We start from the raw sequence: 26,983 nt of genomic DNA on the forward strand, positions 1-26,983 counted from the left end.
TCATCAGGAGTTCACTTCTTCTTTGTCGTTCAGGAACTGGCGCAGCACCGTATGCAGGATGCCGCCGTTTTTGTAGTATTCGATTTCCACCTGGCTGTCGAGGCGGATCACCGCGTCGAATTGCGTGGTGGAGCCGTCGGGTTTGGTGGCGGTCACCTTCACCTCTTGGAAGGGTTGAATCTGATCGTTCAGCCCTTCGATGTCGAAGGTTTCCTCGCCGTTGAGCCCCAGGGACTGCCAGCTGTCTCCGTCCTTGAACTGCAACGGCAGAACGCCCATGCCGACCAGATTGCTGCGATGGATCCGTTCGAAGCTTTCGGCGATGACGGCTTTCACGCCGAGTAGGTTGGTTCCTTTGGCCGCCCAGTCGCGGGAGCTTCCGGTTCCGTACTCTTTGCCGGCCAGGACCACCAGCGGGGTGTTCTCTTCCTGATATTTCACTGCTGCGTCGTAGATGGGCAGGGTTTCACCAGTGGGTACGTATTTCGTGAAACCGCCTTCCGTACCCGGAACCATCTGGTTGCGGATGCGGATGTTGGCGAAGGTGCCCCGAGTCATGACCCGGTCGTTCCCCCGGCGGGAGCCGTAAGAGTTGAAGTCCCGGGGTTTGACACCGTGATCCTTCAGGTATTTCCCGGCCGGGCTGTTGGGTGCGATGGCACCGGCAGGGGAGATGTGGTCGGTGGTGACGGAGTCTTTCAACAGGGCCAACGCACGGGCGCCTTTGATTTCCTGAATCGGTTCCACTTCGGGGGAGAGGCCGACGAAGAAGGGCGGTTCCTGAATGTAGGTGGATTTTTCGTCCCACTCGTACAGCTCACCCTCGGGGGTGTCCATGTTGTTCCAGCGCTCGTTGGCGTCAAAGACGTTGGCGTATTGTTTGCGGAACTGATCGGCATCCATCGATGCTTCCACGGTCTTCAGGATTTCCTCGTTGGAAGGCCAGATGTCATGGAAGTAGACCGGGTTGCCATCGGTATCATGGCCGATCGGATCTTTGGCGAAGTCAATGTTCACCGTGCCGGCGAGAGCGTAGGCGACCACCAGCGGCGGGGAAGCCAGGTAGTTGGCTTTCACGTCGGGGTGGATGCGGCCTTCGAAGTTCCGGTTACCGGACAGAACCGAGGCGACGGTCAGGTCCCCGTCTTTGATCGCTTGGCTGATCTCCTCTGGCAGCGGGCCGCTGTTCCCGATACAGGTGGCGCAGCCGTAACCGGCCAGGGTGAAGCCGAGCTTGTTGAGGGAATCCATCAGGCCGGATTTCTGCAGATATTCGGTCACGACCTTGGATCCCGGGGTCAAGCTGGTTTTGACGTAGGGCTTCACGGTCAAGCCTTTCTTCACCGCTTTGTCAGCCAGCAGAGCCGCACCCAACATCACTGACGGGTTGGAGGTGTTGGTGCAGCTGGTGATGGCAGCGATCACCACGTCCCCGTGGCTCAGTTCAAAGGTTTCGCCGTTGTATTCGACGGATACTTTTTTGTCGGTATCCTCGGTGCCGAAACCGCCTTCTTCGATCGGCTTGGTCAGCGTGTTGTTCCAGGTTTCTTTCATGTCGGTCAGTTCGATCCGGTCCTGAGGACGACGGGGGCCGGCCAGGCTGGGTTTCACATCACCGAGGTCCAGTTCCAGGGTATCGGTGAAGGCCGGGTCCGGTGTGTCGTCTGTGCGGAACATACCCTGGGCGGTGTAATATTCCCGTACCAGCTCGACCAGGTTGTCGTCACGGCCGGTGTTGGCCAGGTAGTTGAGGGATTCTTCGTCAACGGGGAAGAAGCCCATGGTGGCGCCGTATTCCGGTGCCATGTTGGCGACGGTGGCGCGGTCGGCCAGGCCAATGTTGGAGAGTCCGGGGCCGTAGAACTCGACGAATTTACCCACTACCCCTTTTTCACGCAACATCTGGGTGACGGTCAGCGCCAAGTCGGTGGCGGTGGCCCCTTCGGCCAGCTGTCCGGTCAGTTTAAACCCGATCACATCGGGGGTCAGGAAGTAAAGAGGTTGCCCCAGCATACCGGCTTCGGCTTCAATGCCGCCGACACCCCAGCCGAGGATGCCCAGGCCGTTGATCATGGTAGTGTGGGAGTCGGTTCCCACCAGGGAGTCCGGGAAGACTTGCAGCTCGCCATCCACTTCGCGGGTTTGAGCCACTTTGGCCAGGTATTCCAGGTTGACCTGGTGCACAATCCCCGTGGCCGGCGGCACCGCGCGGAAGTTGTCGAAGGCTTCTTTTGCCCAGCGGAGCAGGCGGTAACGCTCTTCGTTCCGTTCAAACTCCCGGTTCATGTTGAACTCGAGGGCGTCTTGGGTCCCGAATTTGTCCACCATCACCGAGTGGTCGATTACGAGGTCCACCGGAATCAGCGGGTTGATCCGTTTCGGGTCACCGCCTACCCGGTCCATGGCGGAACGGAGGGCGGCCAGGTCGACCACGGCAGGGACACCGGTGAAGTCCTGCAGCACGATCCGGGCCGGTTTAAAGGCGACTTCCTGGTTTCCTTTTTTGGAAGTCCAGTTGGCCAGTTGTTCGATGTGTTGTTTGGTGACGGAGTGTCCGTCATATTGGCGTACAGCCGCTTCTAGAAGAACCTTGATGGAGAAGGGAAGGCGGGAGACGTCGCCGACACCCTTCGCTTCTAGTTCCGGCAGGCTATAGTACACATAGTCCTTACCGCCTGCGGAGAGCTTTTTGCGCACGCCGAAGAGGTCCTTTTGGGACATAGGAAGACAACCTCCTTCTATACAGTATGAAGACGGTTTGGTTTCATTGATTGAAACCAAGTTTCTTTTTCGGTTCCATTATACACTGTGCCCTTCCTTTTTGTATACCCCTTGAAATCTTATAACTTGCCCTTTTTTCTGGAACCGAATCAGCGTATAATGGATACCAAAAATTCATTTCACTAAGTGAAACAAAGGGGACACCGCCATCATGGAAGGAAAAAAAACGGTTCGGGCAGCGGAACGCGCCCTGGACATCCTGCTCTGTTTTACCCGACAACCGGAATTATCCTTGACTGAAATCGCGCGTATGACGGAATTGAATAAAAGCACGGTGTTTCGCCTGTTGGCCACTTTGGAGGAAAAAGGATTTCTCATCCGAAATGCGGAGACGGAAAAATACCGCCTGGGTTTTCGGATTTGGGAATTGTCGGCCCACCTGTCCCGCACCGATGATCCGGCGATCCTGTTTCTCCCGGAGATGGAGCAGCTGCGTGACCAGCTGGAGGAGACAGTCAGCCTCTATGTGCGGGATGGGCTGGAACGGGTTCGCGTTCAAGCGGTGGAAAGCTTGCAGGCGATCCGGCGAGTGGCTCCTGTCGGTGCCCGGATGCCATTGGCTGTTGGTGCGGCGGGGAAGGTATTGGCCAGCTTTTCTTCCCCGGTTGTTCTGGATCGAATCCTATCTGACCCGGAGTGGCCGGAGAACGTGGATCAGAAGGCCTATCTCGCCCAACTGGATCGGATTCGGAGACAGGGGTTTGCCACCAGTGTGGAAGAGCGGGAGGCGGGCACCTCTGCTGTGGCGGTTCCCGTATTTGGGCAGGATGGAAACATCATGGCTGCCCTCGCTGTATCGGGACCCGTGGGACGTCTCACACTGGAGCGTATGGAAGAGGTAGTTCCTTCGGTGATTGAAGCAGCAGAACGAATGCAGAAAATGCTAAAGACTTAACTGGCCTTCCTATCCCTGTGATATATTGGATATGAAGGAGGGGCGTTTCGGCCGGAATTTCCTTACTATTTTGATTCCAGCAACACAACTCTATAAGACTTTTTAAGGATTGGTCGTCTTTTTTTCTCCTTTATGATGAAAGATATACACATGGGAGGGATCCAGATGGATAAGTACAAAAAGGCGGATCGGGAAGAATTGCGGAAACGGCTTACCCCGATGCAATATGAAGTGACCCAAAACAACGGGACGGAACCTCCCTTCCGGAATGAATACTGGGATAATGATCGGGAGGGAATTTACGTCGATATCGTGTCCGGTGAACCTCTGTTCAGCTCGAAGGATCAGTATGATGCGGGCTGCGGTTGGCCCAGCTTCACCCGCCCCATCGAGGAGGCTCTATTGGAAGAGCGGCTGGATCGGAGCCACGGTATGATCCGGACCGAAGTCCGCAGCAAACAAGCCGACTCCCATCTCGGTCACGTCTTCAACGACGGGCCCGCCCCGAAGGGGCTTCGGTACTGCATCAATTCCGCCGCTCTCCGTTTTATTCCCAAAGAGGATTTGAAAAAGGAAGGGTATGAAAAATACCTTTCCTTGTTTGAGGAAGATGGAAAGGAAAAAAGAGATTGATCGTGACGGAAACCGCCTGCCTGAAGGAGGCGGTTTTGTTTTAACCAGGTATAACACAGACGGGCTAAAGGGAGTTTAAGAAAGAAGTTTTGATTGGAAAGGAGGATTTCCATGAACCGATGGATAGGCAGGTGGGTGCTTATCGCGGGGGTGATTCTGACGGTGTCGTTGGCCCAGATGACAGTGGAACCGATTCCCGTCACCGCGGAGGTAAACGACCGGACTCCAGTGGAAGGTGGGAGCCACTACCCCAATGTGGGAAGTTATGATAGGTATCAACCGACAGCTGCAGCTGATACCGGGGATAGCAGCTGGCTTGGAGTGGCTGGACTGCTGGGATTGTTAGGTCTCCGCAGGAGGCGGACAGCTCGGGATTAACCATCGGATGGAAATGCCTTGATCTTTGCGGAAAGACCCGATAAACTGGGGTTCATCGTTTTCTGCAAAGGAGATCAGTCAGATGGTACATCGAGGTGATACCGACGCGCGGGCTCGCAGAATCCTCCTCACCCTCGGCGTGGTGTTTGTGGCGTTCAATCTGCGGCCGGCGCTTACCTCCGTCGGTCCCCTGACAAGTTCCATTCGTGGCGATCTAGGCTTATCCAATGTAGCGATCGGTCTTTTAACCACCTTGCCCTTGCTCGTCTTCGGTTTGTTGGCGCTGCTGGCGCCCAAGATGGGATACCGCTACGGAAATGAGCGAGTGATTTTTGCCGGCCTCCTCGTGTTACTCCTCGGTATCTTGATCCGTTCCGTTTCCCTTATCTCCGCCTTATTTTTTGGGACCCTCCTGGTCGGGGTGGGGATCGCGCTGGGCAATGTACTGTTACCCGGTGTGATCAAAGAGCGGTATCCAGAAAAAGTGGGATGGATGACCAGTGTCTACTCCACGGCTATGACCGCGTTTGCTGCCGTAGGTTCCGGCTTCAGCATTCCCCTGGCGGTAAACCTGAATCTCGGGTGGCAGGGAGCGTTGGCTTTCTGGTGGGTGCTGGCAGGCATTGCGGCAATCCTGTGGTTGCCGCAATGCCGCTTTTCGGGCCGGCAACCGTCCCTTTCCCAAAAGCAGGTATCATCGGGATCCAGTCTTTGGCGTTCGCCTCTCGCCTGGCAGGTGACCGGGTATATGGGCTTGCAATCCTTCGGCTTTTATACCACCGTGGCCTGGTTCCCGACGATGTTGCATGACCGGGGCTTACATGTGGCCGATGCGGGCTGGCTTTTATCATTGGCGCTTATCATCGGTATTCCTGCCACTTTCATCGCCCCGGTTCTGGCCGACAGGCTGAAAGATCAGCGGGTGCTTGCTGCGGGGATCGGCGGGATTTACGGCGCCGGCTATCTCGTCCTCCTTTTGGGAGATCGTTACTCCCTGTCTCTTGTGAGTGCTGTCTTGGTCGGTTTGGGACAAGGAGCCAGTGTCAGCTTATCCTTCGCCTTTTTCGGACTGCGTGCCGCTACCGCTCGCCAGGCGGCGGAGTTGTCCGGGATGGCCCAGTCGGCGGGCTATCTGTTAGCGGCGATCGGTCCTTTTCTGATCGGATGGCTCTTCGACCGGACGCAATCCTGGACCCTTCCTCTGATCGTCCTGACAGGGGCCTGCCTACTCTTGATGTTGTCTGGGTGGGGTGCTGGCCGCGATCGGCAGGTGAGCCCAGTGACGGAAGGATAGAGGCTATCGTGTCAGCGGATGGGATACAGCCCCTTTGGCTCTGGGATTGACGACGGGTTATGCGGCCAACCGTTGCCGATACTGGCGGAAGCCTTGATCGGAGGACGAAACTGCCCCCGATCAGGCGGGGGAGCGGCTGGAAGAATCGTTGGAAGATGTAGCCCGGTCGAGAAAAGCGAGCGTTTTTTTAAGCCGCTCTCTTTTCTAAAGACAGAACTAATAGCGCTTTTGGATCGGGGGAGGGTGAGACTCTTATAACTCCCCGCCTTCTATTTCCAGTAGACAAGTAGGCGAAACAGGGCGTCAAGAGGTCCGCGTCTCTTCATTTTCTCCAGCGCAATCGCGAGTCCCAGGGAGGTCAGCCAGATCAGCACAGCAACCATCGCCGCACCGGTGCTGTGCAACGTTTTTCCCAGGCCGAGTGCAACCGGAGATAGGATAAGAACCAGTATCGCTTCATTGAACACAAAGAAAGTGAGCGATCGTTTACCAAGTGCTGCTAAGGATCGGGTGGCCCGTCCCGTACCCTTGGCAACAGCACCGATCAGTCCAAATATCGCTGCATAACCACAGCCGCCAGCTAGCCCGGTCAATAGGTGTAGGGAGAAGACCAAACCGGCTACCGTCGGGGTGGGATGCCAAATTTCAGCGCCGATGAGGGCCAGGGGTAGACCGCCGATCACGGAGATCGAAATTCCTGCGATGACAATGCGGGAGAGCTGTTTCCGATGGTGGTGGGGTTCGATTAATAAGCGCTTGCGTCCCGCCCACATGCCAACCAAAATCGGCAACAGCATCGGCGTCGTTATATGGATGAACTGCACACTTGGGAAAGAAAACAGTCTTTCGAGCACGATTCCGGTATAAGTATCGGTTGCGGAGAACAGCCTGGGAAACCCTACCCCTCCCAAAGCGTTCGCCACATGAATGTACATAAATGGCATCAAAAGGGAGTAAAACAGGCCGACCAAAATCAAGGTTCGTGTAAGAACTCGATCCGGCCGGAACAACAGCCAACCGATAAGAAGGATAGAAAAGCCATAGACCGAGAGTATGTCAAGCCCACCGATGAAGACGTGAAGAACAAACCCGAAGAGGATCAGTATCCATGCACGACGGCGTAGTAAACGCTTCGCGGCCCGATCAGAGGTTCCCTTGCGGAGCTGATTTTCAATGACCATGACCAGCCCGTAACCAAATAATACAGCGAACAAGTACCTCGCACGGTTATCCACGAACAAGAGCCCTATAAAGTTAATCACTCGATCGAGTAGATGAACCCCCTCCGGTCGATTCATCACCCAGGGATCAGAAGTGAATAGCAGGGTGGGAGCGTGTGCGAGGACAACGAGCAACAGCATAAACCCACGAGCTAAATCGGGTGCGAGTGCGCGCTCTTTTTGAGAAATGGGTCCACGAGCTAATCGATCGGAACGATCATCGTTCACGAAATTACTCAAAACCAACGCCCCTTACCTTGTTTGATGACATGCCCATTATAGAGCTCTGAAAGACGAAGATCCATCATTATTTTTGTTAAGGGATGTTTATTCCTTTTGATCAGTCCTTGATGTTTTTTAAAATGTGGTCTGCCGTGAAAATCCTGACAGCTCGGGGAAGTTTAAATGAGTCCCTCTGTCTGGTGAACTACTATCCGGTCTGTCAAACAGGAACGGCGATGGTTCCCTTCATCGATGGAAGGGAATACCATTTCCGTTGTGTCGGCGATTCGGGGTGATTGTGGACGAAGATGGTTTTCCGGAAGCGTACTTTGTCGATGGTGGGGAAGACGTGCCCCAGTATCTTTACATGCGCTGGTTCGGCTTTTCAATCACCTACCCGAAGTGTTCAATCTACCAGCAGGCCGGTTAACCAAACAGAACCGCTCGTGAAAACGAGCGGTCTTTTATTCAGTATCTCCTTCGTACATCGACGAATGACCTGGGAAGAGGTGATCTGAAGGAAAGGATGTCCCACATGAAAGTGGAGACAGCCTTTTGCTACCCCGCAAGGGGGCATGGAGGAGTAAGCCTCAGGTTTACTTCTTCTGAAGTAGAATCGCTTGATGAGGGAAGGGGCTCTCGAAATCGGCCTGTTCCAGAGCCAATTTCAGCTCTTTGCGCAGTTCCCGTTCCACCGCCCACTGTTCACCGTTTTCGGTGCGGGCCAGAATGCGGATCACCACGTCGGAGGAGCCGAGGTCCTGTACGCCGAGAACGTTGGGACCTTCCACCAGCTGGGGGAGCTGTTCCCGAAGTTCGTCGCATCGTTTCTGCAGGATCTGAATCGCTTGGTTGACATCGGAGTCGTAGGCGATGCGGATATCCACCAGGGCCTGCATATTGCCCCGGGAATGGTTGGTGAGGGAGCTGATCTCCCGGTTGGGAATAAAGTGGAGGTCGCCGCTCACTCCCCGGACCTTCATCAGCCGAAGGCCCGTCTCTTCGACAACACCGGAGTACCCGCCGATGGTGACATACTCGCCGACGTTGACTTGGTTTTCCGTCAGTATAAAGAAGCCGGTGACGATGTCGCTAACCAGCCCCTGGGCACCGAAACCGATGGCCAGTCCGATGATGCCGGCACTGGCGATGATGGCGGAGGTATTGACGCCAAACTCCCCTAGAATCATGACCAGAGCGACAAAGAAGAGGACGTAGCCGGCGATGCTTTTCAACAGCGAGGACAGGGTATTAAAGCGCGCGTTGTTTTCATCTTGATTTTTCAGCTTATGTTCCACCATGCGGTTGATCATTCCTTTGGAGATGGTGTAGACCAACCAGGTGACCAGGGCGATGACGACAGCGGTCAGAATCGATCCGACGAGATTGGACGGAAAAAGGGCATTCAGGTTCAAGTGTTACCATCTCCTTTTAGATTGACCTGCAGAAGATTGTTCCCCCAGCGATGGATCAAAAAGACGGATTTCGATTCACATAGCAATGTTCGTTACAATGGAAATGGTAAGTGTTTTGCTGGTTCGGAGGTATCCGCTAAAGGATCTAAATCTTTATATAAGTTCAAGCCCGGAGAAGAGTGCAATCACTATCAACACACACAGTAACGCTAGTATTTTTTTCGTCGGATGTAGAGGTATATTTTTCCTCTTTGCTAAACTGTTCCGGTATGGTGGAGGTTTTTTCTTTATTAAATGCAGACAATCGATCATATAACCTAGGATGCTCTGCTTCCAAATAGCTGAGGAAATCGGAGTGAATATAAATGGAGACGGTTTGCTTTTTTTAAAATGCTTCAAAGGCAAATCCACCCCAGATATCCTGGTTCTTGTAACGTTTATATTCCCTGAACGTTTTACCAAGTTCCCATGAGAGATTTTCTTTATCGGTGTTTTAACGGGCCGAAAAAAACCGAACCCGGAGGTTCGGTTTCGGAGGGTCACGGCTCAACTGCGCAGTTGGCGGACTGTTCCCACGTGTTGGTTGAGGGGAAATCCGTTTCCGATGGCCCGGGTGATGAAGGTCTTGGCCTGACGTACTGCCTCTTCCACGCTGTTTCCGTGAGCCAGCCCGGCGGTGACGGCGGCGGAGTAGGTGCAGCCGGCGCCATGAGTGTGTGGAGGGTCCAGTTTTTCCGATTCATAGGTGGTAAAGGTTTTCCCGTCAAAAAGGAGGTCGACGGCTTGCTCATGGTCAATGCCGGAACCGCCTTTGATCAGGACGTAGCTCGGTCCGAGCCGGTGGATCACCTGGGCGGCTTCCTTCATCTCTTCCAGGGTGGTGATGGGTTCCATCCCCGCCAGCTGGGCCGCTTCAAACAGGTTGGGGGTGACTACCGTCGCTTTAGGGACGAGCCGGTCCCGCAGGGCTTCTTTGATCTCCGGATGGAGGACGTCTGTTTCCCCTTTGCATACCATCACCGGATCGATCACCACGTTGCGCAGGTGATGCTGCTCGATCACATCCACCGCCAACTGAATCACCTCGACGGTGCTGAGCATGCCGGTTTTCATGGCGTCGAGTCCGGTGGAGAGGATGGTTTCCAGCTGGGCTTCAACCGTCTCCAAGGGAATCGGATGCACTCGGTGGGCCCAGCCCTGTGGATCCATGGTGACCAAGGTATTTAAGGCTGACATGCCGTAAACGTCCAGGGTGTGAAAGGTTTTTAGATCGGCTTGAATCCCAGCGCCGCCGCTGGTGTCGGAGCCGGCGAGGGTGAGTGCTTTTTTCATGGATGTATCCTCCTTTGCACGGCTTACGAACATTCATCTATTCTTATTTTAAAACAAAACTCTCGGTTTGTAAGGAAATCGGTGCAAAAGGATATTGGAAATCGTGTCACCTAGGGTGTCAGCAGGAGGCGATCCAATATTCCTAATTGACGGACGTTTTTTCTCCTGGTTTAATGGTTGTACCTGGAGGCCCAGAAGCAGTGTGATTAAAAATAGTCCGTTTGTCACGAAGAGGGGAGCGTTTACCCGCAAGAGCGACTTTGCACCTGAGGGCACCACGAACCGATGGGGCTGACGCTCGAAGGTGAGGATGGACCACAGACACGACTAAACGATGGGTTGACGCCCAAAAGGTTGCTGTCCGGTCCAGTGGAGAATCAGCCTGCAAGGGCGTTTAGGGCCACTCTCATTTTTGAATTGACTTACCAAGATGGCTTTGTCCGCCACCCGCAGCAGGATGATTGGCAGGACAGCGTAGTTCAAGCGACTTCGGGTAAATGCTGTTACTCGCTTTTCACAACGCTTTCAGTCAGCGACGAGTGCACACAGGAGGTGACGAGGGGGATGACAGCTATGGTATTGGACGGCATTTTGCCTGCAGAACGGGCGGTCCGGTCCGGCCCTCCACACCCGTTGGGGAACGACGGGAGCTGGAGGGTCTATCCCCGTACGGAACAGGAGATCCGGGATCTGCTTACCCATGCGGATCGGGAAGGGTTGCAGGTGACGGTCTCCGGCGGCGGCACCAAGCGGGGATTTGGCGGCCAGCGCAAACGGTATGATCTCGAAATCTCCCTCGCGGAATATAAAGGGGTGATTGAGCACCGGGCCGGCGATTTGACGATGACGGTTCACGCTGGGACCCCGATCCGGGAGCTGGCTGAGGTCCTGGCGGCCCACGGGCAAATGCTGCCCGCCGATCCCCGCTGGCCCGGATCGGCCACGATCGGCGGGGTGATCGCTGCCAACGACACCGGACCGAAACGGCTCGCCTACGGGGCGCCGCGGGATTTTGTGATCGGTGTCCGGGCGGCCACCCCCGATGGGCGCATCCTGCGGACGGGAGGCAAAGTGGTAAAAAACGTAGCCGGCTACGATATGAATAAATTGTGGATCGGCTCCATGGGTACCCTGGGAATCCTGCTGGAGGTGACGGTCAAACTGCGCCCCCTTCCTCCGGATCGGGGATTGCTGTTGATCGGTTTTCCGGCGGGAGCCCAGGGGGAGATCCAGACTTATGTCAACCGATTGCAGGCTTCTTCCCTGGAACCGGTCGCCCTGGAAGTGCTCAACCCCTCCCTGTCCGCCCGCATGGCGGGTTGGGAGCGGGATACTTTGGCCATCGCCTTTGAAGATCGGCCTGAGGCGGTGACGTACCAACTGGAACGAGCGGAGGCGGAGCGTTCCGGCATGACCGAGTCGGTTGTGATGCGGGGGAGGGAAGCGGAAGATTGGTGGATGCGCTTTGCCGAGATCACCCCAGACGCCACTGCGTCGATCGATCCCGAGCGGCCGTTGATCTCGGCCAAAGTGGCGTTGAAAAATACCGACGTGGCCGCATTTGTTGGGAAGGCGACGGAACAGGCGGTTCAGCGGAAATTGGAGGCTTTCGTCCACGGTGGCGCAGGGCATGGAATCTCCCGGGTTTATGTTCGTGGTGAACAGGAGCCGGTCCTCCATTATCTGCAGGTACTCCGCACATTTGTAGAAAAACGGCGGGGGAGTCTTGTCTCTGATCAAATGCCTTTGTCATGGCGAAAACATTTCGACGTCTGGGGGTATCAGAGGATTCCCCGCTCCTTGATGGAAGGCATCAAGCAGTCTTTTGATCCGAACCGAACCTTGAACCACCAACGGTATGCAGGAGGGATTTGACCATGGCCGAAACGGGGCTTTCCGAAAAGCGCACCTGTTCCGATCAAGGGCTGGGTCATTATCTGCCGGGAGATGTTCCCGATGCCAACAAGTGGGCGGATTGTGTCCACTGCGGCCTTTGTCTGGAGGCGTGCCCCACTTATCTGGAGACAGGACATGAACACCAATCCCCGCGGGGACGAGTTCATCTGATCAAGTCCGTCGCCGAAGGCAAAGTGGAGATGGATGAAGCATTTATGGATCCGGTCTTCACTTGCCTTGACTGCCGCGCCTGCGAAACGGCCTGTCCCGCCAATGTCCAGGTGGGCGGGCTGATTGAGGAAGCCCGGGGACAGGTTCGGCGGGCGGTTCCTGTGACCGGTTGGCGAAAACAGATGAGCCGGCTGTTTCTCGAGGGCCTCTTTCCCCATCCGGAGCGGGTAAATAAATTGGGACAGCTGTTACGTTTTCTGAAAAGCAGCGGTCTATCCTCCTTCGCCCGCAAAAGCGGCTTGATGAAGCTCCTGCCGCAACACCTGAACTTACTGGAGCAGGTGACGCCAGAGCCAGGGGAGCCGCTAAGGAAGAAATATCAGGAAGTGATCCCCGCCCAGGGGGTGACCCGGGCCCGGGTGGCCGTGTTGACCGGATGCGTGATGGATGCGGTCTTCGGCGAGGTGAATGAAGCGACGGTGCGGGTACTGACCCGGAACGGTTATGAAGTTCATATCCCCCAAGGTCAGACTTGCTGCGGGGCGCTTCATGTTCATGCCGGTGAACGGGAAGCCGGTCGGAAGCTGGCTCGGAGAAATATGGAGGCCTTCGCTGAGGCGGATCACGTGTTGGTGAATGCGGCGGGATGCGGATGTGCGATGCAGGAATATCCCGAACTGTTTAAAGAAGAACCGGAGATGCGGGAGCAGGCGGAAGCCTTTGCCGCCAAGGTGACGGACGTCTCCCGTTTCCTCCATCACCGTGGCTTTGAAAAGCCGAAGGGGGAGATCCGAGCTCGGGTCACCTACCATGACGCTTGTCATCTGGCCCATGGGCAAGGGGTGCGGGAGGAACCCCGCCGGCTTCTCCAGTCGATTCCCGGCGTGGAGTGGGTGGAGATGCCGGAGGCGGATCGTTGCTGCGGCAGTGCCGGCATCTACAATATCACCCAGCCCAAGATGGCCCAGGCGGTCCTGGAAAGCAAGATGGAGTATGTGCCGGAGGACGTGGAGCTGATCTCCATGGGCAATCCCGGGTGCATGTTGCAGATGGCGGCAGGGGTGCTTCAGCACGGCCGGAACGCCCGGGTGGTTCACACGATGGAGCTGTTGGACCGTTCTTATCGAGAGGGTGACAAAAAGGAGGTGTAAGGCGTGTTTAGAAAAAAAGAGCGCCATTCCGACCCCTTGATCCGCAAACTGATGAAGCTGGTGGGAAAGGAGCATGTGCTCCATCGCCAGGCCGATCTGGTCGCTTATGAATGTGACGGATTTACGTTGCAACGAGGAAAGGCCCGGGCGGTGGTCTTCCCTGGGGAGACGAAAGAAGTATCGGCGGTGGTCCGTCTGCTCCATCGGGAGCGTGTTCCCTTTATCGCCCGGGGAGCGGGGACGGGGTTGAGCGGTGGAGCCACTCCCCTCGGCGGGGAAGTGATCATCAGTCTGGTGCGGATGAAGAAGCTGCTGCGGGTGGATCTGGATAACCGAACCGCTGTCGTTCAGCCAGGATTTGTCAATTTAAAACTGACCCAGGCTATTTCCAAAGATGGCTACTATTACGCGCCGGACCCTTCCAGCCAGTACGCCTGCACCATCGGAGGCAACGTGGCCGAAAACGCCGGCGGGGCCCACTGTTTGAAGTACGGGGTGACGACCAATCACATTTTGGGGGCGGAGGTGGTTTTACCCGACGGGGAGGTGATCCGCCTCGGAGAAGATGGGATCCCCGATCAGCCGGGGTATGATCTGTTGGGTCTGATCACCGGCTCCGAGGGGACCTTAGGCGTCGTTACCGAGATCACGGTCCGCATTTTGAAGGCGCCGGAGGGAAAACAGACCATCCTGGCTTATTTCGACGACGTGGAGGATGGTTCCCGAGCCGTCTCCGACATCATTTCAGCCGGAATTGTTCCCGCTGCCCTGGAAATGATGGATCGCACCGCGATCGAAGGGGTGGAAGCAGCCAATTTTCCCGTCGGCCATCCTTTGGATATCGAAGCGTTGCTCCTGATCGAAGTGGACGGGATCGAAGCGGGGTTCCAAAGCGAAGCGGAGGACATTGTGGACGTGTGCCGGAAATGGAACGTGCGGGAAGTGAAGGTGGCCAAGGATGAGCAGGAAGCCGCCGCCTGGTGGGCCAACCGGAAAACCGGATTTGGGGCGATGGGAGCGATCTCCCCTGATTACCTGGTGCAGGATGGGGTGATCCCCCGCAGCCGCTTGCCGGAAGTGTTGAACAAGATTCGCGCCATCAGCCAGGAGACGGGATTGCGGATCGCCAACATCTTTCACGCCGGCGACGGCAACCTGCATCCTTTAATCCTGTTTGATGCCCAGAAGCCAGGGGAGAAGGAAAAGGCCTTGCAAGCGGGCTCCCGCTGTCTGAAAGCCTGTGCCGACGCCGGTGGTTCCATCACCGGGGAGCACGGGGTAGGGATCGAGAAGAAGGAGGAGATGCGTTTCATTTTCACCGATGAAGAGATCGAGGCCCAGACCCGAATCCGATCCGTCTTCAATCCCGACAACCTGCTCAACCCGGACAAACTTTTCCCCCAACCCGGCCGCTGCGCCGAAGTAAAGCAGGAGATCAAGGAACAGCAGGGGTTGAAGGTGTGAGGGGTCCCTACCGGAGTTAGCGGTGGCTGCAATCAGGGAGTGGATCAGGAAAGGGGATATGGTATGATGCGAAAAGTCGGTACCTGGATGTTGTCTTTCCTATTTGCTCTCACCTTGATCATGCCGGGATCCGTTCAGGCCGTCTTCGTCCGGGAGTCCGCCGCTGAAGCATCTCGCCCAAAAAGCACGATCTGATCTTGTTGCACGGACTTCGAAACGGTCACCGATGGAGTGACCGCTTTTTAAAGGTAGTGGTCGACGAGTGGGGCTCCGGCCATGTATATGTGATCTATGCCAATAACTCCAATCAGGTCCGGACCCGGTCTTTCGATGGTGATCAGGTCACCTTCATCGGCAGAAATGACGGCACCGCTGGAACTCAACATGTGGCCGACTGGACCGATCAGGTTCATGAGAAAGTGCAGATTCTGCAGAAGGAACACGGACTCAGCCAGCGGTTTAACATCATCGCCCACAGTCAAGGGGGGCTGGTCGCCCGAAAATACATCTATGACCATCCCCATACCGTAGCGGGACTGGTCACCCTGGGTACCCCGCACCATGGCTCTCCCCTGGCTAAGGACTTTGCATTTTTTGCGAAATACGTGGTCGGGGGAGAAAAGGCCCAGTCCAACTTGAAACCCATTTGGGTGGAGAAGTTTAACCGACGGTATCCCGTAGAAGGAGCTTCCCTGTTTCACGGCGGAAATGTCTACACCATTCGGGGTGATGCCGACGGATACGACACTTGGGGGGTATCGGGGGAAAACTTTGCCGGTTGGCACGTGCTGTTTGCCAAATATCAAACCGACAGCGACGGGTTGGTTCCTACCGAAAGTGCCTATATATAGGGGGCCGCTGGCCACCTATGATTCTTACGAACACATGGAACTGGTGCAAAACCCCGATGTAGCGAAGAAGGCAGCATCCGTGCTGCCGTAAACTTTAAAGTGTCCCTGTGCTCTACCGCGAAAGGAAACAGGGATGCTTTTTTGTAGGTTCGTCGGGGGAATAGGGCATGAGCGTCTTTATAGGCGGCTTTTACGGTGTAGCGCATCGGGACGATTCCTCCTGAAACCATCGTGGATCGCTTGTCGCTGGAAAAAGCTAACACCGGAGCCCGCCAATCGGAGAGCCAGATGGGGCGGGGAGCTTGACAAGCCTCTAGATGTGTGAGAATATATCTGAAAATTGTACATATTTTGATTGCGTAGGGAGGAGTCGGATTGGGTACCGGGATGCAGGCTTTGTTGTCGTTTTTGCCGATTTTGGTGGTGGCCCTGTTCCTGGTGGGGATGAAGTGGCCCGCCAAAAAAGCGATGCCCCTTTCCTATCTGGTGGCGGCCGGGTTGGCGCTGTTCGTGTGGAAGGTTTCCTTCTCTCAAGTGGCGGCAGCTACCGTTAACGGTCTAGTCGTCGCCATCGAACTGTTGTACATCATCTTCGGAGCGATCCTCCTGTTGAACACGTTGCGGGAAAGCGGAGCATTGAGGACGATCCGGCAAGGTTTTACCGATATCACTCCCGATCGCCGGATCCAGGTGATCATCATCGCCTGGCTGTTCGGCTCCTTTATTGAAGGCTCGGCTGGGTTCGGTACCCCGGCGGCGGTGGCCGTGCCGCTGTTGGTAGGACTCGGCTTCCCGGCGATGTCCGCCGTGGTGGCAGGTATGATTATACAGAGCACTCCCGTCTCCTTCGGCGCCCTGGGGACGCCGATGCGAGTCGGGGTTCAGACCGGCTTGTCGGCCGATCCCGGTATCGCCTCCGATCTGTCAGCCTATGTGTCGATGGTGGCGGGCAAAGTGGCGCTGTTGCACACCCTGGCCGGGACATTGGTACCCCTTTTGGTGGTTGGAATCATGACTCGCTTCTTTGGCAAACATCGCTCATTCAGCGAAGGGTTGAAGGTATGGAAATTCGCCCTCTTTGCCGCCTTGGCCATGACCGTTCCCTATGTCATCGTGGCCAACCTGCTCGGGCCGGAGTTCCCCTCTCTGATCGGCGGTCTTGTGGGGTTGACCGTAGTGGGCTTCGCTGCCAAAAAGGGTTTCTTGGTGCCTTCCGTCGAAGAGCATTGGGATTTTGAGCCCAGAGAGCGCTGGGAATCTGGCTGGAGCGGGACCATCTCGATCCAGGAAAGCGGCGGAGGGCGCAGGATGGGTATGCTGCAGGCCTGGGTGCCCTATCTTATGGTCGCTCTCTTTCTGGTCATCACTCGGTTGAAGTGGTTACCGGTGGAGGGATGGCTCCAGGCTTGGGAGATCCGGTTGTCCCATCTTTTTGGCACGTCGATCACCGCCTCGTTGCAGCCACTTTATATTCCCGGGACCATCTTTATCGTCGTCTCTCTCCTCACCTTTATCCTGCACGGTATGCACCCTTCCCGTTATGGGCAGGCCTGGAAAAGTTCCGGTAAAGCCTTGATTTCCGCTTCTACGGCCTTGGTGTTTACAGTGCCGATGGTCCAAGTCTTTATCAACAGCGGGGGCGGTGCCGCCGGTTTCGAAGCGATGCCGGTGGTATTGGCCGATTATGTGGCTGGCCTCGCCGGGGAGTACTGGCCCTTTTTCTCTACCTTTATCGGTGGACTGGGGGCTTTTGTCGCTGGCAGCAACACCGTCAGCAACATGATGTTTTCCCTCTTTCAATACAACGTCGGGGTCAACATTTCCGTCGACCCCTCCTGGGTCGTCGCCTTACAGGCCGTGGGTGGCGCCGCCGGCAACACGATCTGCGTTCATAATGTGGTCGCCGCCTCCTCTACCGTGGGCTTGGTCGGCAAAGAGGGGGAAGTGATCCGGAAGACGCTGTGGCCCTTCACCTACTACGCTCTCTTTACAGGTTCCGTGGGATATGCTGTCGTCTGGACGTCGGAGAAAGGGTTGTTTAACCTGGGTACCCTCCTCGCCACCCTGATTGGCGTAGCCGCTGTGTGGACGATCGCCACCCATCGCTCCCGGCTGCCACAGGTCCCGAAGGCACCGGAACCGGAGAAACCAACGCCTCGAGTATGAAGGGGCGATGGTTTCCTTTCAGTATTCTATAAGGCGAGCGAGACGACAAAAACGAATTGAAAAGGAGTCGATGGATGACAACGAAAACGGGAATGTTGAAAAGGAACAAAATGAGCTGGGAAAAAGCGGCGGAGCATTTTTTGGACGAACAGCCTTTCCGGAATATGGGCCTTATTCATGGACAGAGGAGCACCTTCGCTTGGTTGGTGATATCTCAGGCAAAAGGTATTGGATATCGGGTGCGGGACATGATTATTTAAAGCCGGGTGGTTACCTATCATCGAAAATTGAGTACCTACATCCCCATTGGTATTCACCCCAAAAAGCGCAGCTTGTCCCTGTGACATTTATCATCAAAGCTTCTCAACCCTGTAAGATAAAAGCTTACGGATTGCCGCCAATCGGGAACCGATAAAGGGTTATACCGTCATTGAAGATCATAGATATTTTACATCTGCAAAATCTGTTGGGTGTCCAAAACAAAAGGAGTTGAGCTGATGAAACATCGATCCTCAGTCCCTGTCTCAAAGGGACTGCGATTCACCTCCCGGATGGTTCGCGGCCTGCAGCGTACCTTCCCCCGTCTATACGCGAAAGTGGCAAAACATGAGGGTCGAAAGTGGGGAGATTCTTCGATTCCCTGGACTCCTGTCAAAAAGCCGGTGACGGAAAGTCGTGTCGCCTTGATCACCACCGGTGGGATCATTTTAAAGACTCAAGAACCCTTTAACCTGAACGACCCCAAGGGGGACAGTTCCTACCGTGAGATTCCGGGGGATGCCTCCGGGGAGGATCTCGTCGTCAGTCATCTCTTTTACGACCATACGGAGGTGGAGGTGGATACGGAGATCATGTTCCCCCTCCAGGCACTGCATACGTTGCAGGCGAAGGGGGAGATCGGGGAGGTGGCCCGCCGACATTTCAGCTTCAACGGAGGGATTTCCGACCCCACGCTGTTGATCGAACGCCACGCCCCCGACGTGGCCCAGCAACTAGTTGCCGATCAGGTGGATCTCGCCCTGTTAACCCCCGCGTGAGGCCATTGTCATCGATCAGCGGGTCTGATCGCGCGAGTTTGTGAAAGTCGGGGGATCCCCACGCTGATGTTGACGTTGTTGCCCGAGGCCACCAGACAGCTGGGGGTGCCGCGAGCGGTTTATTCGTCCCAAAAGATCGGTTCCCCGGTGGGAAGGCCCCATCAACGAGAGGAGCATATCGATACCCTGAAGACGTGTCTGAAGGTGGTCGACAAGTTGGAAAAGGGGATGATCTATCATACCTCTAGTCAGACTTACGGATAGAAGAGCGAAAGGTGGGAGAGCTTCTCCCGCCTTTCTTTTTATAAATGGATACACTGAACCTCACAGCATCGTGCACAAATGATGGGGAAAAGACATTCATTCACGGTTATTCTAGGGGCAGAAGGAGGTCATACCGATGGATTCGCTGGAGAAAATGAATGAAGCTCTGCAGTACATTGAAGACCATTTGACGCAAGAGATCGATTACAAAGAGATTGCCAGGATTGCGTGTTGCTCCGAATACCATTTTAAACTTGCAGGTATTACACTGTCGGAATACATCCGTCGCAGGCGAATGACCCTTTCCTCCATCGAGCTGCAAGATCGTGAGGCTAGAGTGGTTGACGTTGCCCTAAAATATGGATACAACTCTCCAAACTCTTATGCCAGGGCGTTTCAACAGGTTCATGGCATCACCCCTTATGAAGCCAAACATCATCGTCATTCATTAAAAGCATATCCACGGATGACCTTTCAGTTAACCATCAGAGGAGGGAGTGAAGAAGGACCTGAATGATTGAGCCGTACAGATCAAGAAAGTGAGATTTGGGTTCCCATCATAAAAAAAGCCATCCTCATGATGGCGTCTATCCAGTCAGCCCCCAGAATGGCGAGTTGTTATTATATCATGTGCGTTTGTTGTTTACGAGCAGTCTACGATAAGGTTGTGGTGGAGCCATTTTTTCAATCGTTGGAAGCAAACAATCGGGTGACCGCTGCTTGATCACCGGTCGATAAACGTGTGGACCGATCCCTCGAACCCTTCTATTCTTGACCGTCAACCATGTGCTGAGAGGTATAGCCGCACCAAATCAATTTCACCGGCTCCCTGTTGTGAAGGGGGCCGGTTTTATTGGGTTCGTCACATTTTATAGCCTCTCGATATATCCTTCTGTTCCGTTGACGCGGATCCACTGCCCGTCTTTGATCAGGGTGGTGGCGTTTTCGACGCCAACCACAGCGGGCAATCCGTATTCTCTTGCGATCACCGAACCGTGGGTCATGTGTCCTCCCACTTCCGTCACGAGACCATTGATGGAGACAAATAGCGGTGTCCAGCTGGGATCTGTCGAGTGGGTGATTAAGATATCCCCCTTCTCGATGTCGGCGTCCTTCATCTTGTGAATCACGCGGGCGCGGCCTTCGACGACGCCGGAAGAGACGGGATTTCCCGGTAATGCGCCTTCAGGAAGGTTGACCTTGTCGTATTCGCCGAACAGGAGCTCCCCTTCAGAGGTGATCAACCTTGGCGGAGTCAGTTTTTCGTAAGCTTCATAGGCTTTTTTTCGTCCGGCGATCAGATCCCCATCCAGCCGATGCGTGCGGACAACCTCCTGCAATTCCTCAAAGGAGAGATAATAAATATCCTCCTTATCCCGGATGATTCCCCTCTGCACGAGGCTGGCAGCTTCTTTCAAGAGCGCCTGTTTATAGAGGAAGTAGCGCTTGACCCAGGCATATTTGGGATACTCTCGAAAGCCGATAAAATGACGTAAACGGCGGATCATCCGCTCGGTTTGTTTTGCCTTTCTGGTCCCGCCGGGCAACTGCTTTAGACGGCGCAACAGCTCCTCTTCCTTCTGTCTGGCGTTTCGCTGTCCTTCTTCAAATTTCATCCGACCCGCACCCGGCTCAAAGGTTTGGATATGGCTGAGGATGATGGGAATGAGAGCGGTCGGCTGTTCGCACCACCGAGGCTTGGTGATATCGATCTCCCCGGGGCAACGCATGCCGTATTTTTCAAGATACGCTTGCAAGGCGTCGCTGACGATCGGCCCCCCATCCAGTCGGGCCAGGTCCTCAAAGAGCGTCTCGTCCTTGGCTTCCTGCTCCAGATAGGCTCTCACCTCTGGGTAGGGGCGAACCGCATCCGCCACATCTAATAGGGCGAGCCCCATCTCGGAAGTCACGTTATTCGGCACCGATTGGGAAAGGGTGTCGGCCACATTCTTTTCCCCCAGCCACTTTTCCATCTTGCGGTTGATCCAGCTCGCCGCATACATTCCCACCCAGATCGCTCCCATGCCCCCATAGAGGATTTTCGTGAATCGCTGATGATCCGCTCTGATAAAAGCGAACAAATCGTATCCAGACACCTCTTGGATCTGGCTTTTCAGCGTTTCGATGGATGTCTCATTCTGGGAGATGAATTGTTGGATGATCGCAGGGTCATTCTTGAAATAGATCTTCAAGGTTTGGAGCAGCATCGCCCAGGGAGACATTCCCTCTCGCGTCAAGGTGAAAACCCTCTTGCCCCGCGGCAAGGAACGAATGAACTTCTTTTTTCGGACCAGGTTCCTCAGCGCGTCTACCATCAGTGGATCGGTTTTGCCCATCATGGTCAGTGCCATCTTTCGGCCGAGGGGTGAGGCCAAATCGTGTGAGATATCGATAAACAGTCTTCCTCCCGCCTGATGTATGGGAAATTTTTCCGCCGTGAGTTGGAGAAAGGACATTCCTAAGGGGCGGATCACATCCGTCATCATCTGTTGATGGGCGAAGGACAGATAAACCCGGTTTCGCCCATCGTTTCCCTCCGGGACGGGATATAAGGTGGTGATGGGACGGCTCTGCACGATATAAAACGTATCGTCGGCGAGACACCACTCGATATCCTGCGGGTGTTTAAAGGAAGCTTCAATGCTCCGGCCGATTCGCTCCAATTGCAAAATCTGCTCGTCCGTCAATGCCTGCTGCTTCTGTCGGTCAGGGTCAATTTCACGCTTTTCCGTGCCACCTTTTTTTAAAGGATCGATGGACACTTTCTTGGTGGAGACCGCCTTCTCAACGATTTCCCCCTCGCGCACCTTATAGCTGTCCGCGGACACCATTCCGGAGACCAGAGCTTCTCCCAATCCGAAGCTGGCATCGATGGACGAGACCTTCCGGTTGGATGTCACGGGATCGGCTGTAAACAAAATCCCGGAAGCTTGCGGGAAGACCATCCGCTGAACGATGACCGACAGGAAGACTTTCCGGTGGTCAAACCCATTTTGGATGCGGTAAATGACGGCCCGGTCCGTAAAGAGGGATGCCCAGCACTTCTTGATATGCTCGAAGATGGCGGATTTTCCGGTGATGTTTAGATACGTATCCTGCTGTCCGGCAAAGGAAGCATGGGGAAGATCTTCCGCCGTGGCGCTGGAACGGATGGCATAGGCATGTCCTTCACCCAACTGAGCGAGGACACGCAGCACCGATTCTTCGATCCCTTGAGGAATCTGCACTCTTTGGATGACGTGTCGGATTTTCCCGCTGATGTCGCGGATCTTTTCCCGATCTTCCACCTTCAGCGTCGACAGCTGATCGATCAACGGGTGTAACTCTTCGCGTTGTGTAACCACACGCTTATAAGCCTCGGTCGTGACACAAAATCCCTCCGGTACGCGCACTCCCTCCATCCGGGACAACCTTGCCAAATGGAAGGCTTTTCCCCCAACGAGTGGGTGGTGGGTTTGGTCGATCTCATGAAAAAAAAGAACATTGGAACCCATCCGGATCACCCCTTTTCCCTTTGTCCTTCAATTCCATATCGAATCATATCCAAAAACTGTTTTCTCTCATCCAGTAAATGCAGGTGAAAATCCAGGCTCTTGTCATCTGTCATCATCGATACATACTTTTGACTCAGGCCATCCAATGTCATTTGCACCAGTCGATATGCCGCTTCCCGGTCCACCCCTTCTCGCAGGGGGACTTTATCGAACAACTGCCTCCAGAACTGATCCCTTTCCGCCAACAGTTCGCCGTACTTTTGTTCAATTTCCGCTTTCACTTCCTCCGGTGTGGTGAGGAACGCTTCGATCCACACTTTGTATACATCGGGGTTCCTTTTTAGATAATCCACTTTGATGAGGCCGATCTGTTCTTTCGCTGCAAAGAAATCCTCGTATTGGATGAGGTCATCGATGCGGAGCGCCGTCTTCAAGTTTTCGACGCATCGATCCAGGATACTTAAATACAATTTCTTCTTGCTTTTATAGTGATGGAAAATCAAAGCCTTGGAGATACCAGCCGCTTCGGCCAACATGGCGGTTGAGGTTTTTTCATATCCGTGACGGGCGAAGACGGTCAAGCAGGCATCTAAAATCCGTTCTTTTTCATACCGTTGTAAAGGCAAAGGACATTTCTTCTCCTTTCATTTGCTGACCGATTGGTTAGTAAGATATTAATATATACGAACCGATCGGTCAATATAAATGCATAAAAAATAGCCGGGTACGCAAAAAATCATCGACCGCGATGACCATTGGAGAAGCACCCGTCGTTTTTCCAAAGAACGTTAGAAAGGTGGGCAATGGTTCAAATACCAGCTGACCGCCGCTTGCTCCACTTCCGATAACCGGTCCATGAAGCTGTGGTCCGCTCCCTCAATCACTCGAACCTGTGAGTCTTTTGTTAACCATTGGTATCCTTTCCTCGTGATCTCCGCCAACTGTTGCTCCTCCCACCCCTGGTCCCCGTGTAGAATCAGCACCGGACATGTGATCCGCTTCAGCAAGGTTTCCTGCTCGAACTGCTCAAAATCCAACAGCATCTGTCGATCGATGATCACCTTCTCCCGGCCCATGCCCGACTGATAGACGGTGATTTGCCCGGTTTCCCGCAACTCCTTCATCTGCGCTCCGGAAAAATGATCCGGCCAATGGTAGCGGATCGGACCGGTTCCAGCCCCGCTCAGGACCATCGTGGACACATCTTGCGGATCGAAGGCTTCCAGACAGACGCGGGCACCTAAACTGTGCCCGTATAAGGCGATCCGGCGGTAACCGAGGGATTGAACATAACGGATCGCTGAACGGAGGTCGTCCACCTGTTTGGCCAGCGTTAAGGAGTCATCATCGCTCTCCCCGCATCCGCTGAAATCGAAGGCCAACACACCGTATCCGTGTTGGTGAAACGCTTGGGCGAAACGATCGAAGCGTCCCCGGGAAGACTTATTGGACCGAAAGCCATGGCATAGGATGACGATCGCTGGGGATGGGGACGGATGAAGATGACCGACGAGCGTTAAATCTCTCGTATTTTGAAAGGTGACTTTCTCCATGGGCTTCCTCCTTTTTGAGGGGGTCATGGGGTGTAGGAAAGCCGACCGATTTGATTGCACTCTTCCGCAAACCAAATCGCTCCATCGGGAGCGAGGATGATCCTGTGAGGTTCAGCCTCTTCTGTCGGGATCGGGTACTCGGTGATCTGCCCGTCTACGGTGATGCATCCGATCGGATTGGGGGCGGAGAAGGCGTATCTCCGCTGAAGAAGAGGTGGAACGAATCAAAGATCGCTTGTAGTCGATCGGTGCTGAGGCGGCAATGGAAACCGATGGGCTGTTGACCACGGATCCCTTTGGGAACCGCATTCGGATCGGATTCTGATTCATTTTTTTTGCCCATCCTCCTTCACCCATTCAGAATAGACGATCGGGTAGGCCCGGAGGGCCAGTTGGAGAGTGAGCTTCCGATCCGGTGACAGATAATCTTTACCCAGCAAGCTCTCCAGCTTTTGCAGGCGGTAATAAAGCGACTGACGGACGATATGCAGCTTATCGGCGACCTCCTTTTTGGAGCCGTTGTGGTCGAGATAGACCCGCAGCGTGTTCAGGAGGTCGCCTCCTTTTACCCGGTCGTGATCGATGACCGGACCGAGGTGGTCTCGGACGAAGGTCGTGAGGTTCTGGTGGATGCCGGGATGAAGGAGAAGCTGATACACCCCCAGGTCCTCATAAAAGAGGAAGCCGGTCTCCCTCCGAGTGACCGTGAGCACCTGATGGGCTTCCCGGAGCGCTGCGGGAGCTTGGAGCAAGTCGTCGCGGAGGCGGCCGACACCCATCAGTGGCTGCAGGTTCCACGGGTTTTGCTGGCAGAGGTGGTCGATCTCTTGACATGCGTGCCGCAAGCGGCTTCCTTCAGAGGGATGGGGTCCCTGGTTGAAGGCGACGACGGCCAAGCGGGCGTTTTGCATGGTGATAAAGGGGCGGAAGCCCTGTTTTTCAAATGCGGCTCGAACCATGAGGGAAACCTCGTAACGAAAATCATCCAGCGCCCATGGAGCGGCATCCGGCAATTCCAGCAGAAATACTCGGTAGGAAGGGATGGCCGTCTGTTCGTAGTTGCTGTCCAGATGGTACAGGAGGTCTGATTCGCTCAGACGACCCAGGAGCCAATCGTTGACCCACAGGTGTTCCGAGTGAAGTTTCTTTTCCTCTAAGTAACGTTTTCTAAGCAGGTCTTGGGCGATGGCGAGGGAGGAGCCGTCTAACAGGAGGGACTCGTATTCTTCCGGCGGCGTTTCACAGACCAGCCCGAGATAAGCCCAGGTTTGTCCCAAGGCTTGAATCGGGTGCAGCAGGAGATGGCGTCCTTCTTGCTCCCATGCGAGTGGCATTATCTCCTGTTCTCTTTTTATCCTCTCCAGGCGGGCCCGGATGCAGGTGAAGAGGGGTTCCCTCTCTTCCGGTGGCAAGGTCGGTATGGAGAGGGGAGTCCCCTGTATTGGGAGAAAAAGAACCGGATGCCCGCAATGTTCGTGAAGCAGCTTCAAGATGTTTTCTAAACCTTGGGGAGCCAGGGTGAGTCGGTGAAATTGGCGGGAGAGGCTTTCCAACTGCCGGATCTGATCATGGTGCCGGTGGATAATGTGGGAATGGAGATCCTGGGTGATATCGACAAAACGGACGGTTTTTTCAAAGACAATCAGGGGAAAGCCTCGCCTCTCCGCAAGTTCTACCATCTCTTGGGGGAGCCGGATAAAATACTCTCCCAATTCGATGCAGAGACAGGCGACGCCGAGATCGATCAGCTTTGCAAGGTAAGTGACAGGCGAGTCCGTCCCTGACCGGAAGGCGATGCCCGTGGTCAAGATCATTTCTCCGCCGCGGATGAGGTGTTCGAAGCGAGTTACTTCCAGGATGTGTACCCACCGGATCGGCCGCTCCAGTTGGTTCTCTCCGGCCACGACTCGGGCGTCCTTGAAAAGGGGGCGGTGGAGGGCGTCTTGGATGGTAAAGCGTCTGGCAGTATCCATCAGTTTTTCCTCCCCTGCTGACGAAGTCCAGTGGTCTGCATGGTTCGCCCAATATTCTTTCTATTTATTATAATAGAAAAAATCGTGTTTGTCGTCTGAGTGGAGAAGCCTGATAGGGTGGTGTTAAACGGAGTGGCTTCGAGGAGAAGGTGGCAATGGTGCCGGGAGGCGGTTTAGGTAGCGGTGGTTGACCGCGGCGAGACAGTCGTCCGGCAGACGGGGGCCATCCATGGTTTGCAGGAGATGGCGGCGGTTGCAGATGTGTCCGAGGGAGCGTGGGTGGCGCGGATGGAGGAGCAGCTAGGGGTGGGCAGGCACAAGAGCTTACCCATGGACGAATTGCCGTTTTATGAAAAAGAGGACGGGCCTACGTCAAGGTGCGTCGGCCCGTCTGTGACAGATCTGATTTCAGCTAAGAGTGGGTATTAGATGTTACATTCAAACATGATAAAATCGCTCACTTGAATCCATCCGAAACCATCCCGTGCCACCCATCCGTCATCAAAGATGAATCCCCGCACATAATGCATACCTTCCGGACCGTAGCGTTCGATCACGGGACTCGTTACACTTTTTTGCTCATAAACCGGTGTATTTGCTCCTACAAAACCGCTTCCCGAACAAGCCATGATATGTGCCTTTCCCTCAGAGGCGAACCCTTGAGCGGAAACGGTCTCCGTTGTCCCAAAAGGAACCATCGACAGCGACAAGACGGCCAATAGAGCGAACAGCTTTTTTCTCATAAGAGATCCCTCCATCATTAAAATATCTTTTTGTTCAGAAACAGAGGCGG

At 54.8% G+C, this 26,983-nt stretch carries 24 protein-coding genes and 2 pseudogenes; 16 read left to right on the top strand and 10 right to left on the bottom strand.

The features are described from left to right. Positions 1 to 3: 3 nt before the first annotated feature. Complete coding sequence (gene acnA, locus BLP91_RS04745; RefSeq protein ID WP_091567204.1) at positions 4 to 2,721, bottom strand: aconitate hydratase AcnA; 2,718 nt, start codon at positions 2,719 to 2,721, stop codon at positions 4 to 6. Between the two features lie 211 nt (positions 2,722 to 2,932). Here acnA and BLP91_RS04750 point away from each other — a divergent pair, with 211 nt between their 5' ends. The 4 genes from BLP91_RS04750 to BLP91_RS04765 all read left to right on the top strand — a co-directional run bounded on the left by BLP91_RS04750 (position 2,933) and on the right by BLP91_RS04765 (position 5,981). After that, on the top strand, positions 2,933 to 3,676 hold the full coding sequence (locus tag BLP91_RS04750; protein ID WP_091567206.1) for an IclR family transcriptional regulator: 744 nt from the start codon (positions 2,933 to 2,935) through the stop codon (positions 3,674 to 3,676). A 165-nt stretch (positions 3,677 to 3,841) separates the two neighbouring features. Beyond that, complete coding sequence (gene msrB / locus BLP91_RS04755) at positions 3,842 to 4,309, top strand: peptide-methionine (R)-S-oxide reductase MsrB (RefSeq protein ID WP_091567208.1); 468 nt, start codon at positions 3,842 to 3,844, stop codon at positions 4,307 to 4,309. 111 nt (positions 4,310 to 4,420) lie between these two features. Then, positions 4,421 to 4,687 carry a hypothetical protein gene (locus BLP91_RS04760; RefSeq protein ID WP_091567210.1) on the top strand — a complete coding sequence of 89 codons (267 nt, stop codon included), beginning with the start codon at positions 4,421 to 4,423 and terminating at the stop codon, positions 4,685 to 4,687. Between the two features lie 82 nt (positions 4,688 to 4,769). Beyond that, positions 4,770 to 5,981, top strand: coding sequence for a CynX/NimT family MFS transporter (locus BLP91_RS04765; RefSeq protein WP_091567212.1), 1,212 nt, complete (start codon positions 4,770 to 4,772; stop codon positions 5,979 to 5,981). Between the two features lie 269 nt (positions 5,982 to 6,250). Here the strand turns inward: BLP91_RS04765 and BLP91_RS04770 are convergent, their stop codons facing one another. Further along, entirely contained in the window at positions 6,251 to 7,441 is a 1,191-nt protein-coding gene (locus BLP91_RS04770) for a DUF418 domain-containing protein (protein WP_245662115.1), read from the bottom strand. A gap of 134 nt (positions 7,442 to 7,575) precedes the next feature. On the opposite strand from BLP91_RS04770, the gene BLP91_RS16605 reads away from it, so the two are divergent. Then, the gene (locus BLP91_RS16605; RefSeq protein WP_176757818.1) at positions 7,576 to 7,719 is read left to right on the top strand and encodes a hypothetical protein; all 144 of its coding nucleotides are present in this window, start codon (positions 7,576 to 7,578) and stop codon (positions 7,717 to 7,719) included. Positions 7,720 to 8,019: 300 nt separating this feature from the next. Here BLP91_RS16605 and BLP91_RS04780 read toward each other — a convergent pair whose 3' ends face one another. Together BLP91_RS04780 and pdxK are read right to left on the bottom strand one after the other, a co-directional pair. Then, a complete protein-coding gene (locus BLP91_RS04780; RefSeq protein ID WP_245662116.1) occupies positions 8,020 to 8,838 on the bottom strand; it encodes a mechanosensitive ion channel family protein in 819 nt (272 codons plus the stop codon). 546 nt (positions 8,839 to 9,384) lie between these two features. Beyond that, the gene (pdxK, locus tag BLP91_RS04785) at positions 9,385 to 10,170 is read right to left on the bottom strand and encodes a pyridoxine/pyridoxal/pyridoxamine kinase (protein WP_091567216.1); all 786 of its coding nucleotides are present in this window, start codon (positions 10,168 to 10,170) and stop codon (positions 9,385 to 9,387) included. A 564-nt stretch (positions 10,171 to 10,734) separates the two neighbouring features. On the opposite strand from pdxK, the gene BLP91_RS04790 reads away from it, so the two are divergent. The 10 genes and pseudogenes from BLP91_RS04790 to BLP91_RS04830 all read left to right on the top strand — a co-directional run. Continuing rightward, positions 10,735 to 12,045, top strand: coding sequence for an FAD-binding oxidoreductase (locus BLP91_RS04790; RefSeq protein ID WP_176757819.1), 1,311 nt, complete (start codon positions 10,735 to 10,737; stop codon positions 12,043 to 12,045). Positions 12,046 to 12,047: 2 nt separating this feature from the next. Continuing rightward, entirely contained in the window at positions 12,048 to 13,388 is a 1,341-nt protein-coding gene (locus BLP91_RS04795) for a (Fe-S)-binding protein (RefSeq protein WP_176757820.1), read from the top strand. A gap of 51 nt (positions 13,389 to 13,439) precedes the next feature. Next, the gene (locus BLP91_RS04800) at positions 13,440 to 14,852 is read left to right on the top strand and encodes an FAD-linked oxidase C-terminal domain-containing protein (protein WP_091567440.1); all 1,413 of its coding nucleotides are present in this window, start codon (positions 13,440 to 13,442) and stop codon (positions 14,850 to 14,852) included. 63 nt (positions 14,853 to 14,915) lie between these two features. Next, positions 14,916 to 15,047, top strand: a complete 132-nt coding sequence (locus tag BLP91_RS17240) for a hypothetical protein (protein ID WP_281220390.1) — start codon at positions 14,916 to 14,918, stop codon at positions 15,045 to 15,047. Positions 15,048 to 15,049: 2 nt separating this feature from the next. After that, positions 15,050 to 15,703: an alpha/beta fold hydrolase gene (locus BLP91_RS04805; protein ID WP_218119235.1), complete on the top strand. Its 654-nt coding sequence runs from the start codon at positions 15,050 to 15,052 to the stop codon at positions 15,701 to 15,703. 375 nt (positions 15,704 to 16,078) lie between these two features. Continuing rightward, the gene (locus tag BLP91_RS04810; protein ID WP_091567224.1) at positions 16,079 to 17,869 is read left to right on the top strand and encodes an L-lactate permease; all 1,791 of its coding nucleotides are present in this window, start codon (positions 16,079 to 16,081) and stop codon (positions 17,867 to 17,869) included. Positions 17,870 to 17,939: 70 nt separating this feature from the next. Further along, a complete protein-coding gene (locus tag BLP91_RS16310; RefSeq protein ID WP_143003464.1) occupies positions 17,940 to 18,284 on the top strand; it encodes a copper resistance protein NlpE in 345 nt (114 codons plus the stop codon). Between the two features lie 82 nt (positions 18,285 to 18,366). Then, positions 18,367 to 18,906, top strand: coding sequence for a glycine/sarcosine/betaine reductase selenoprotein B family protein (locus BLP91_RS04820; RefSeq protein WP_091567228.1), 540 nt, complete (start codon positions 18,367 to 18,369; stop codon positions 18,904 to 18,906). 66 nt (positions 18,907 to 18,972) lie between these two features. Beyond that, positions 18,973 to 19,170: a hypothetical protein gene (locus BLP91_RS04825; RefSeq protein WP_091567230.1), complete on the top strand. Its 198-nt coding sequence runs from the start codon at positions 18,973 to 18,975 to the stop codon at positions 19,168 to 19,170. 136 nt (positions 19,171 to 19,306) lie between these two features. Next, positions 19,307 to 19,672: pseudogene (locus BLP91_RS04830) on the top strand (helix-turn-helix transcriptional regulator); the annotation flags it as partial. 367 nt (positions 19,673 to 20,039) lie between these two features. On the opposite strand, the gene ppsA reads toward BLP91_RS04830, so the two are convergent. From ppsA to BLP91_RS04860, 5 genes and pseudogenes are all read right to left on the bottom strand, one after another. Then, positions 20,040 to 22,664 carry a phosphoenolpyruvate synthase gene (gene ppsA, locus BLP91_RS04840; protein WP_091567237.1) on the bottom strand — a complete coding sequence of 875 codons (2,625 nt, stop codon included), beginning with the start codon at positions 22,662 to 22,664 and terminating at the stop codon, positions 20,040 to 20,042. A 5-nt stretch (positions 22,665 to 22,669) separates the two neighbouring features. Next, positions 22,670 to 23,290, bottom strand: coding sequence for a TetR/AcrR family transcriptional regulator (locus tag BLP91_RS04845; RefSeq protein ID WP_091567239.1), 621 nt, complete (start codon positions 23,288 to 23,290; stop codon positions 22,670 to 22,672). A 162-nt stretch (positions 23,291 to 23,452) separates the two neighbouring features. After that, on the bottom strand, positions 23,453 to 24,217 hold the full coding sequence (locus BLP91_RS04850; RefSeq protein WP_176757821.1) for an alpha/beta hydrolase: 765 nt from the start codon (positions 24,215 to 24,217) through the stop codon (positions 23,453 to 23,455). Between the two features lie 23 nt (positions 24,218 to 24,240). Beyond that, a pseudogene (locus tag BLP91_RS17030) lies at positions 24,241 to 24,396 on the bottom strand (virginiamycin B lyase family protein); the annotation flags it as partial. A 147-nt stretch (positions 24,397 to 24,543) separates the two neighbouring features. After that, positions 24,544 to 26,190, bottom strand: a complete 1,647-nt coding sequence (locus BLP91_RS04860; RefSeq protein ID WP_091567245.1) for a PucR family transcriptional regulator — start codon at positions 26,188 to 26,190, stop codon at positions 24,544 to 24,546. Positions 26,191 to 26,373: 183 nt separating this feature from the next. On the opposite strand from BLP91_RS04860, the gene BLP91_RS04865 reads away from it, so the two are divergent. After that, complete coding sequence (locus BLP91_RS04865; RefSeq protein WP_091567247.1) at positions 26,374 to 26,619, top strand: hypothetical protein; 246 nt, start codon at positions 26,374 to 26,376, stop codon at positions 26,617 to 26,619. Here the strand turns inward: BLP91_RS04865 and BLP91_RS04870 are convergent. Beyond that, entirely contained in the window at positions 26,616 to 26,933 is a 318-nt protein-coding gene (locus tag BLP91_RS04870) for a hypothetical protein (protein WP_143003467.1), read from the bottom strand. The two genes, BLP91_RS04865 and BLP91_RS04870, sit on opposite strands and share 4 nt — an antisense overlap. Positions 26,934 to 26,983: the final 50 nt, after the last annotated feature.

Source organism: Melghirimyces thermohalophilus, assembly GCF_900102685.1.
GTDB lineage: Bacteria > Bacillota > Bacilli > Thermoactinomycetales > DSM-45169 > Melghirimyces > Melghirimyces thermohalophilus.